Source organism: Streptomyces colwelliae (assembly GCF_048158785.1).
In the GTDB taxonomy this organism is placed as follows: Bacteria; Actinomycetota; Actinomycetes; order Streptomycetales; family Streptomycetaceae; genus Streptomyces.
The window spans coordinates 1-9,466 of record NZ_JBLTJC010000389.1 but is presented as its reverse complement, the minus strand read 5'-3'; the positions used below and the strand labels follow the sequence as shown (position 1 = coordinate 9,466).

General features: G+C 67.2%; 10 protein-coding genes and 1 rRNA gene. All 11 read left to right on the top strand.

What is annotated here, in order from left to right; all coding sequences use genetic code 11:
• Positions 1–10: 10 nt before the first annotated feature.
• Positions 11–127, top strand: a 5S ribosomal RNA gene (rrf, locus tag ACNFOC_RS45025).
• Between the two features lie 110 nt (positions 128–237).
• Positions 238–846, top strand: a complete 609-nt coding sequence (gene clsA / locus ACNFOC_RS45020; RefSeq protein WP_406129053.1) for a cardiolipin synthase ClsA — start codon at positions 238–240, stop codon at positions 844–846.
• Between the two features lie 114 nt (positions 847–960).
• The gene (locus ACNFOC_RS45015) at positions 961–3,456 is read left to right on the top strand and encodes a sugar phosphate nucleotidyltransferase (RefSeq protein WP_416964793.1); all 2,496 of its coding nucleotides are present in this window, start codon (positions 961–963) and stop codon (positions 3,454–3,456) included.
• Between the two features lie 167 nt (positions 3,457–3,623).
• Positions 3,624–4,460, top strand: coding sequence for a DUF881 domain-containing protein (locus tag ACNFOC_RS45010; protein WP_416964792.1), 837 nt, complete (start codon positions 3,624–3,626; stop codon positions 4,458–4,460).
• On the top strand, positions 4,457–4,789 hold the full coding sequence (locus tag ACNFOC_RS45005; protein ID WP_019059351.1) for a small basic family protein: 333 nt from the start codon (positions 4,457–4,459) through the stop codon (positions 4,787–4,789). The genes ACNFOC_RS45010 and ACNFOC_RS45005 overlap by 4 nt, the downstream gene beginning before the upstream one ends.
• 5 nt (positions 4,790–4,794) lie before the next feature.
• Positions 4,795–5,631 (top strand): DUF881 domain-containing protein, encoded by an 837-nt coding sequence (locus tag ACNFOC_RS45000; protein WP_416964791.1) that lies wholly within the window; start codon positions 4,795–4,797, stop codon positions 5,629–5,631.
• A gap of 61 nt (positions 5,632–5,692) precedes the next feature.
• Positions 5,693–6,574, top strand: coding sequence for an FHA domain-containing protein (locus ACNFOC_RS44995; protein WP_416964790.1), 882 nt, complete (start codon positions 5,693–5,695; stop codon positions 6,572–6,574).
• Between the two features lie 43 nt (positions 6,575–6,617).
• Positions 6,618–7,355: a transcriptional regulator FtsR gene (gene ftsR / locus ACNFOC_RS44990; RefSeq protein WP_416964789.1), complete on the top strand. Its 738-nt coding sequence runs from the start codon at positions 6,618–6,620 to the stop codon at positions 7,353–7,355.
• Between the two features lie 85 nt (positions 7,356–7,440).
• Positions 7,441–7,914, top strand: a complete 474-nt coding sequence (locus ACNFOC_RS44985) for a bifunctional nuclease family protein (RefSeq protein WP_006123076.1) — start codon at positions 7,441–7,443, stop codon at positions 7,912–7,914.
• 216 nt (positions 7,915–8,130) lie between these two features.
• Positions 8,131–8,775: a MerR family transcriptional regulator gene (locus tag ACNFOC_RS44980; protein WP_406129062.1), complete on the top strand. Its 645-nt coding sequence runs from the start codon at positions 8,131–8,133 to the stop codon at positions 8,773–8,775.
• Positions 8,776–8,832: 57 nt separating this feature from the next.
• On the top strand, positions 8,833–9,466 hold a 634-nt coding region (locus tag ACNFOC_RS44975), incomplete at its 3' end, for a Y-family DNA polymerase (RefSeq protein WP_521986620.1).

The window sequence follows — 9,466 nt, the reverse complement described above, 5'->3', positions numbered from 1 at the left end:
TTCATAGTGTTTCGGTGGTCATAGCGTGAGGGAAACGCCCGGTTACATTCCGAACCCGGAAGCTAAGCCTTACAGCGCCGATGGTACTGCAGGGGGGACCCTGTGGGAGAGTAGGACGCCGCCGAACTCCTTTTAGAGCTCTGGCTCTTGGGCACGCAGCCCAAGAGCCAGAGCTTTTTTGCGTTGGGGTAAGGTCAGGGAGAATCGTTGGCACGTTTTCCCACAGGAGGCCCCCGGGTGGAGGTCCAGGAGACCCGCGTCCAGACAGACCGGGTGCTCACCATCCCGAACATCCTCAGCATGGCGCGCCTGGTCGGCGTACCCATCTTCCTGTGGTTGATCCTCAGGCCCGAGTTCGGAGGGCCCAAGAGCGACGGCTGGGCGCTTCTGGTGCTGATGCTGAGCGGGATCAGCGACTACCTGGACGGCAAGCTCGCGCGCCGCTGGAATCAGATCAGTAGTCTCGGCCGGCTCCTGGATCCCGCCGCGGACCGGCTCTACATTCTCTCGACTCTCGTCGGACTCACCTGGCGCGAGATTCTGCCAATCTGGTTGACCGCCGCGCTGCTGGCGCGAGAGCTGGTCCTGCTGGTGGTCGTGGGCATCCTCAGACGGCACGGCTATCCGCCGCTGCAGGTGAACTTCCTGGGCAAGGCCGCTACGTTCAACCTGATGTACGCCTTCCCGTTGCTGCTGCTCAGTGACGGAAGTGGATGGCTCCCCTCACTCGCAGCCATTTTCGGATGGGCGTTCGCAGGATGGGGTACAACGCTCTACTGGTGGGCAGGAGTCCTCTACGTGGTACAAGTCCGCCGCCTACTGCGTGCGGACGCCATGGCCGACTGACCTTGCCGATTGGGCGGTAACAGTCGCTCGATGGCCCGTTGCGCAAAAGTGCGGGACAATCTGGACTGGTGAAGTCGGCTAGACCGTCGTCTCGCAGAGGAGGACGCTTCCGACATGAAGGCCGTCGTGATGGCCGGAGGCGAAGGCACACGCCTTCGCCCCATGACCTCAAGCATGCCCAAGCCACTGTTGCCCGTGGTCAATCGACCGATCATGGAGCACGTGCTCAGGCTGCTCAAAAGGCATGGGCTCAATGAGACCGTAGTCACCGTGCAGTTCCTGGCCTCGCTGGTCAAGAACTACTTCGGTGACGGCGAAGAGCTCGGGATGGAGCTCTCGTATGCCAATGAGGAGAAGCCACTCGGTACCGCCGGAAGCGTCAAGAACGCTGAAGAGGCGTTGAAGGACGATGCCTTCCTCGTCATCTCCGGTGATGCCCTGACCGACTTCGACCTCACCGAACTGATCAATTTCCACAAGGAAAAGGGTGCGCTGGTCACGGTCTGTCTGACCCGGGTGCCCAATCCGCTGGAATTCGGCATCACCATCGTCGACGAAGAGGGAAAGGTCGAGCGTTTCCTTGAGAAGCCGACCTGGGGTCAGGTTTTCTCGGACACGGTGAACACGGGCATCTATGTGATGGAGCCCGAAGTCTTCGACTATGTCGAGGCCGATGTTCCCGTGGACTGGTCCGGCGATGTCTTCCCGCAGCTGATGAAGGAAGGCAAGCCGGTCTACGGCTTTATCGCCGAGGGCTACTGGGAAGATGTCGGTACCCACGAGAGCTATGTGAAGGCGCAGGCCGATGTCCTGGAGGGCAAGGTCGACGTCGAGATCGACGGCTTCGAGCTGTCGCCGGGCGTGTGGGTGGCCGAGGGTGCCGAGGTGCACCCCGACGCGGTTCTGCGCGGGCCGCTGTACATCGGTGACTACGCCAAGGTCGAGGCCGGTGCCGAGATCCGTGAGTACACCGTCATCGGTTCGAACGTCGTCGTGAAGGCCGGGGCCTTTCTGGACAGGACCGTCGTGCACGACAACGTGTACGTCGGGCAGCACAGCAATTTGCGTGGCTGTGTCGTCGGAAAGAACACCGACATCATGCGCGCGGCCCGGATCGAGGACGGCGCGGTCATCGGTGACGAGTGCCTGATCGGTGAAGAATCGATCGTTCAGGGCAATGTGCGGGTCTACCCGTTCAAGACGATCGAAGCCGGTGCCTTCGTCAACACGTCGGTCATCTGGGAGAACAGAGGGCAGGCGCACCTCTTCGGCGCGCGCGGTGTGTCCGGGATCCTGAACGTGGAGATCACGCCGGAGCTCGTCGTCCGTCTCGCCGGCGCCTACGCCACGACCCTCAAGAAGGGGTCCACGGTCACCACGGCCCGCGACCACTCCCGAGGCGCTCGTGCGCTCAAGCGGGCGGTCATCTCCGCCTTGCAGACCAGCGCGATCGACGTACGGGACCTGGAGAACGTACCGCTGCCCGTGGCCCGGCAGCAGACCGCGCGGGGCAGTGCGGGCGGGATCATGATCCGGACCACACCCGGTGTGCCGGACTCCGTCGACATCATGTTCTTCGACAGTCAGGGCGCCGACCTCTCGCAAGGGAGTCAGCGCAAGCTGGACCGGGTGTTCGCGCGGCAGGAGTACCGCCGTGCGTTCCCCGGCGAGATCGGGGACCTGCACTTCCCGGCCAGCGTCTTCGACTCGTACACCGGGTCTCTGCTGCGGAATGTCGACACGACAGGGATCGCAGACTCCGGCCTGAAGGTCGTGGTGGACGCGTCGAACGGCAGCGCCGGGCTCGTGCTGCCCAGCCTGCTCGGCAAGCTCGGTGTGGATTCGTTGACGATCAATCCCGGTCTCGACGAGTCCAGGCCGACGGAGACCGCGGATACACGGCGCTCGGGGCTGGTGCGGCTCGGCGAGATCGTGGCCTCCGCGCGGGCCGCGTTCGGGGTGCGGTTCGACCCCGTCGGTGAGCGGCTTTCGCTGGTCGACGAGAAGGGGCGGATCGTCGAGGACGACCGGGCCCTGCTCGTGATGCTCGACCTGGTGGCCGCGGAGCGGCGCAGCGGGCGGGTGGCGCTGCCGGTGACCACGACGAGGATCGCCGAGCAGGTGGCGGCGTATCACGGGACCCAGGTCGAGTGGACGACGACCTCGCCGGACGACCTGACCAGGGTCGGGCGTGACGAGACGACCATCTTCGGCGGGGACGGCAAGGCCGGGTTCATCATCCCGGAGTTCAGCAGCGTCTTCGACGGTGCCGCCGCCTTCGTACGACTCATCGGGCTGGTGGCGCGGACGCAGTTGACGCTGAGCCAGATCGACGCCCGGATTCCGAGGGCGCACGTCCTTAAGCGGGACCTGGCTACTCCCTGGGCCGTCAAGGGACTTGTGATGCGGCGGGTCGTGGAAGCGGCCGGCGATCGCTTTGTCGATACGACGGACGGTGTGCGGGTCGTGGAGACCGACGGGCGCTGGGTGATGGTGCTGCCCGACATCGCCGAAGCGGTCACGCATCTGTGGGCCGAAGGGCCCGACGACGCCTCCGCGCAGGCCCTGTTGGACGAGTGGTCGGCGGTCGTGGACAGCGCCGGACGGTAAAACACGGAGCACGCACGCGTGCCGGACATGTGTCCCCAAGGGGGCCTGTCCGGCACGCCGGTGGGGCCATTCGGAGGTACAGGCCACCACGTGCGACGATGTGCGGCATGCCGCAGCAGCCCCCCGTTCGGAGCACACCCACGCGCCCTGCGCGCCCGGACGCATCCATGTCGCTGCTCACCAATGTCATGGACCACAGCCTCGACGACGGTTACGCCGAAGCGGCCGCCCGGAAGAAGGCCGCGGGCGAGAGCGGCATGCCGAAGACCCTCCGGGCGAAGCTCGGTCTCGCCGCCGGCCTGGTGCTGGCGGCACTTGTCGTGACCGTGGGTGCGGCACAGGCGCGCGTGGCCGCCCCCGTGGTGGCCAAGGAGCGCCAGGAGCTGATCGACCGTATCGACAAGGAGACGACGTCGGCGGACAAGCTGGAAGGCACCGTCGACGAGCTCCGTGACGACGTGAGCGCGCGGCAGCGGGCGGTGCTCAAGACCAGCGGCGGCAGCGGCCAGGCGGACCTGGTGAGCATGTTGTCCGGTGCCACCGCGGTGCACGGCCCCGGGGTGAAGCTCGTCGTCGACGACGCGAAGGAAGCCAGTACCGGCGGGGGCGACAACCCGCGTGAGACCGCGGACTTCTCCGACACCGGGCGGGTGCGCGACCGCGACATGCAGCGCGTCGTCAACGGACTGTGGGCGGCAGGTGCCGAGGCCGTCTCCATCAACGGGCAGCGGCTGACGGCGCTGTCCGCGATCAGGGCCGCGGGTGACGCGATACTGGTCGACAACAGGCCACTGGTGCCGCCTTACACGGTGCTCGCGGTGGGGGACGGCAAGCGGCTGAGCACCAGGTTCCAGGACGGTGCCGACGGGCTCTATCTGCATGCCCTGGAAGACAACTACGGCATCAGGGCGACCATCGCCGTGGAGAGCGATCTCCGGCTGCCCGCCGCGCCGAGTGTGATCGTACGTACAGCACAGCCGAGAACTGAGAAGGGCACATCGTGATCGCCGTACTGGGCCTCATCGTGGGAGTGGTGGCCGGAATCCTGGTCCGGCCTGAGGTGCCGGTGGTCGTGGAGCCCTATCTTCCGATCGCCGTGGTCGCGGCGCTCGACGCGGTCTTCGGTGGGCTGCGGGCCATGCTCGACGGGATCTTCGACGACAAGGTCTTCGTGGTGTCGTTCCTGTCGAACGTGGTCGTGGCCGCGCTGATCGTGTTCCTGGGCGACAAGTTGGGCGTCGGCGCCCAGCTGTCCACGGGTGTCGTGGTCGTCCTCGGTATCCGTATCTTCTCCAACGCCGCGGCCATTCGCCGGCACGTCTTCCGGGCGTGAGGTCGATGAGCAACGAGGACGAGCGGCCGGAACACAGGCTGCGCAGGGAACTGCCCGAAGAGGTCCAGGCGTCTGCTTCCCCGGAGGCGCCGATTCCCGAGGTGAAGTCCGGGCCCGCCGTGACCGGCCGGCAGCGGCTGGTGCAGGGGCTGTGGCCGCCGCGCGTGAGCCGGGCCCAACTCATCGTCGCGGTGCTGCTGTTCGGCCTCGGTTTCGGGCTGGCCGTACAGGTCGCCTCGAACAGCAACAGCGACAGTGCGCTGCGCGGGGCACGGCAGGAAGATCTTGTGCGCATTCTCGATGAACTGGATGACCGTACTCAGCGTCTTGAGGACGAGAAGCAGGGTCTGCAGAAACAGCGCGACGAGCTGGAGAACAGCTCCGACCAGGCCGAGGAGGCCCGCAAGCAGACGGCCGAGAAGGAGAAGCAACTCGGCATTCTGGCGGGCACCGTGGCCGCGCAGGGACCCGGCATCACGATGACCATCGACGACACGAAGGGAACGGTCGAGGCGGACATGCTGCTCGACGCGGTCCAGGAGCTGCGCGCGGCCGGCGCGGAGGCGATCCAGGTGAACGACGTGCGGGTCGTCGCCAACACGTATCTGACGGACTCCGGCAAGAGCGTCAGCGTCGACGGGAACAAGATCAACGCCCCCTATCGTTTCAAGGTCATCGGCAAACCGCAGGATCTCGAACCGGCGCTCAACATCCCTGGAGGCGTGGTGCAGACTCTCGAGAAGGAGCAGGCCACCGTTACCGTCGAGCGGTCGGCCAAGATCGTCGTGGATGCCTTGCGGGCGGCGAAGCAGCCTGACTACGCTCGGTCGTCCTCCCGGTGAACCGCGGGTGCATGGGGGCCGTTGTGCGAGGGCATGAGGTTGCGGGGGGTCGACGCACCGATTGGGTGGTGCGTGGTGGAAACTGTCTGGTGGATACGGACGTTGTGAGGATGTCCGGGTCGACCGGTGTGTTCAATCAGGGTTCGTCCTGCCCCACGGGCGGGTCTGTTTCGGTCAAGGGGAATCGCCCGTGAAGTTGTTTGCGAAGTTGTTCGGCAAGAGTGCGAAAGAGAGCAGCGACAACCAGACCGCTCGCCACCGCGCACAACCGGACGCAGAAGGCCAGCGCCCGCTGTTCCGCGACCAGGTCGCCGGCCAGGGCGCGGCGTCGGTTGACCCTGCGCAGTCCGGCGACATAGGTTTCGGGCAACCGTCAACCTCAAGTACGGGTGGAGGGTTTTCCCCTATGTCGGCCCTGGTGTGTACGAGGTGCGGTAACCGCAACGCGGAGAACAGCCGCTTCTGTTCCAACTGCGGCGCGCCGCTGCGCCCCGGCGTGACCCCGGAGCGTCCGTCCGAGACGACGTCCACGATCTCCATCTCCGGTCTCGAGGCCTACGACGCCGAGGTGACCGGTCAGACGCAGATGCCCACGCTCTCCCCGGAGGCGCAGGCCGCCGTCGACGCGCTGCCGCTGGGCTCGGCGCTGCTGGTGGTGCGTCGTGGTCCTAACTCGGGCAGCCGCTTCCTGCTGGACGGCGAGTTGACCACGGCCGGCCGTCATCCGCAGAGCGACATCTTCCTGGACGACGTGACGGTCTCGCGCCGTCATGTGGAGTTCCGGCGCTCTCCTGACGGTTCGTTCACGGTCGCCGACGTCGGCAGCCTGAACGGCACGTACGTCAACCGCGAGCGCATCGACTCGGTCTCGCTGGCCAACGGTGACGAGGTGCAGATCGGCAAGTACCGGCTGGTGTTCTACGCGAGCCAGCGGGGTTACTGACCCTCTCTCGGACTGTGTCCGGGGGATTCCCCCAGGAAGGTCCATGCTTCAAACACCGAGCGGCGGTGCCGGGCACGGCACCGCCGCCGCGGACGCAGGGTTGATGAGTATCGGCACGGTGCTGAACGTGCTGCGCGACGAGTTCCCCGAAGTCACCATCTCCAAGATCCGTTTCCTGGAGTCGGAGGGCCTCATCGAGCCGCAGCGGACCCCTTCCGGGTACCGCAAGTTCAGCCCCGCCGACGTCGAGCGCCTCGGCCATGTCCTGAGGATGCAGCGGGACCACTATCTGCCGCTCAAGGTGATCCGCGAGCATCTCGACGCCATGGAGCGCGGGGAGGCCGCGCCCCTGCCCACCGTGGGGCGTCAGCGGGACGGCGAGGTCGTCCTGGAGCCCGTGGAGGGGCCCACGGCGGCCCGGATCGGGCGGGCCGAGCTGATGGCCGCCGCCGGGATCGGCGAGCAGGAGCTCGACGAGTGGGAGTCGTACGGAATCATCGCGCCGCTGCCGGACGGGGTGTACGACGCGGAAGCCGTCACCGTGGCCGGACTTGTCCTCGAACTCGGGCGGTTCGGGATCGAGCCGCGGCATCTGCGGGCGATGAAGGCGGCCGCCGATCGTGAGGCGGGGCTCGTCGACCAGGTGGTGGCCCCGCTCAAGCGCCACCGCAATCCGCAGACCAGGGCCCACGCGGAGGCCCGTACGAAGGAGCTGGCGGGGCTCACGGTGAAGCTGCACGCGGCTCTGGTGCAGACCGCGCTCGGTGTGCGGCTGCCCTGAGACGGGCGGCTCTGTGGCTGCCTGATCGGTCACCCGTTCTCGGCCCGACTACCCAAACGTCCCGGGCACGGCCTAGGGTTGCTGTGTGAACGAGCTCGATGTCGTAGGTGTCCGGGTCGAAATGCCCTCCAACCAACCGATCGTGCTCCTGCGTGAAGTGGGAGGCGACCGCTACCTCCCCATCTGGATCGGGCCCGGGGAGGCGACGGCGATCGCCTTCGCGCAGCAGGGCATGGCGCCCGCACGACCGCTGACCCACGACCTGTTCAAGGACGTGCTGGAGGCCGTCGGCCAGGAGCTGACCGAAGTGCGCATCACGGATCTGCGGGAGGGCGTCTTCTATGCGGAGCTGGTCTTCGCCAGCGGCGTCGAGGTGAGCGCCCGCCCGTCCGACGCCATAGCGCTGGCACTGCGCACCGGGACGCCGATCTACGGCAGTGACGGTGTGCTCGACGACGCGGGTATCGCGATCCCGGACGAGCAGGAGGACGAGGTGGAGAAGTTCCGCGAGTTCCTCGACCAGATCTCGCCCGAGGACTTCGGGACCAACAGCCAGTGAGAGCGGCGGCCGGCGCGAAAATGCTGGCATTTGCCACCGGCGTGTGAGAGCGTCCTGCGGCTCTCCGCGAGCGCATTCGGCTAGCCTTTCCCCGCGGTGGGACACGGGAAACCACTCCTTGGGTGATTATCACTCGGCGTGCCGAGTGTGGCGATCGTTGACGCACCCCTGGTGACTGCCTACCGTCGAGAAGGCAGGTCAAGGACGGAGGTCGGCGTGAGAAGCAGCGGCGACGGTACGGCTGGGGGTGCCCCGGAACGCAGTTTCGGGGACAGAGGTCCGTACCCGCTTCACGGCAGTACGGCCGATCGCATTCCGCAGCGGCCGGCGGCAGTGCCGAGCAGCGGAGGGGCGGCGTCCATGGCGTCCGAGGAGATCGGCTACCGGGGGCCCACGGCCTGCGCGGCGGCCGGCATCACCTATCGGCAACTGGACTACTGGGCGCGCACCGGGCTCGTCGAGCCCAGCGTGCGGCCCGCACACGGGTCGGGGACGCAGCGGCTCTACAGCTTCCGGGACGTTGTCGTCCTGAAGATCGTCAAGCGGTTCCTCGACACGGGGGTGTCGCTGCAGAACATTCGCAGCGCCGTTCTGCACCTGCGGGAGTGCGGCTTCCGTGATCTGGAGCGCATGACGCTGATGAGCGACGGCGCCACGGTCTACGAGTGCACCTCGCCGGACGAGGTCCACGCGCTGCTCCAGGGCGGCCAGGGCGTCTTCGGGATCGCCGTGGGGGTCGTGTGGCGGGACGTCGAGAGCGCCCTGTCGCAGCTGCACGGGGAGCGCGTCGACACCGGTGAGACGCTCGTCGGGTCCAATCCCGCCGACGAGCTGGCCAGGCGGCGCAACCGGGCCGTCTGAGGGCCCGGCGGGAGCCGTGGCGGGGCATTGTCAGTGGCGTAGGGCAGCATCGGAGATGTGAGAACCGCGCCCACGATCCTGCATCTCGACATGGATGCCTTCTTCGCCTCGGCGGAGCAGGCGTCCAAGCCGAGCCTGCGCGGGAAGGCCGTCGTCGTGGGCGGGCTCGGGCCGCGCGGGGTGGTCGCCACCGCGTCGTACGAGGCACGGGTCTTCGGGGTGAACTCGGCGATGCCCATGGCCCAGGCGCGGCGGCTCGCGCCGAACGCCGCGTATCTCGTGCCGCGCTTCGGGTTCTACCGGTCAATCAGCGAGCAGGTGATGGGGCTGCTGCGGGCGCTGTCGCCGTTGGTGGAGCCGCTGAGCCTGGACGAGGCGTTCGTGGACCTGGAGGCCGGGGGAGCGGCCTGCGACGCAGAGTCGGCGCGGCTGACCGGGGAGCGGCTGCGGGCGGACATACGGGCGGCCACGGGGCTCACGGGCTCGGTGGGGCTCGCCGCGTCCAAGATGCTCGCGAAGATCGCCTCCGAGCGGGCCAAGCCCGACGGGCTCGTGATGATCGAGCGCCAACTCCAAGGCGTGCGCAGAGACCAGCGACAAGAACTTCTGCACCACCTACCACGCCGCCGACACCGCGTACTGGAAGAACATCGCCTTCTGGAACACGCCCATCGCGCAGTGCCTCGACGGC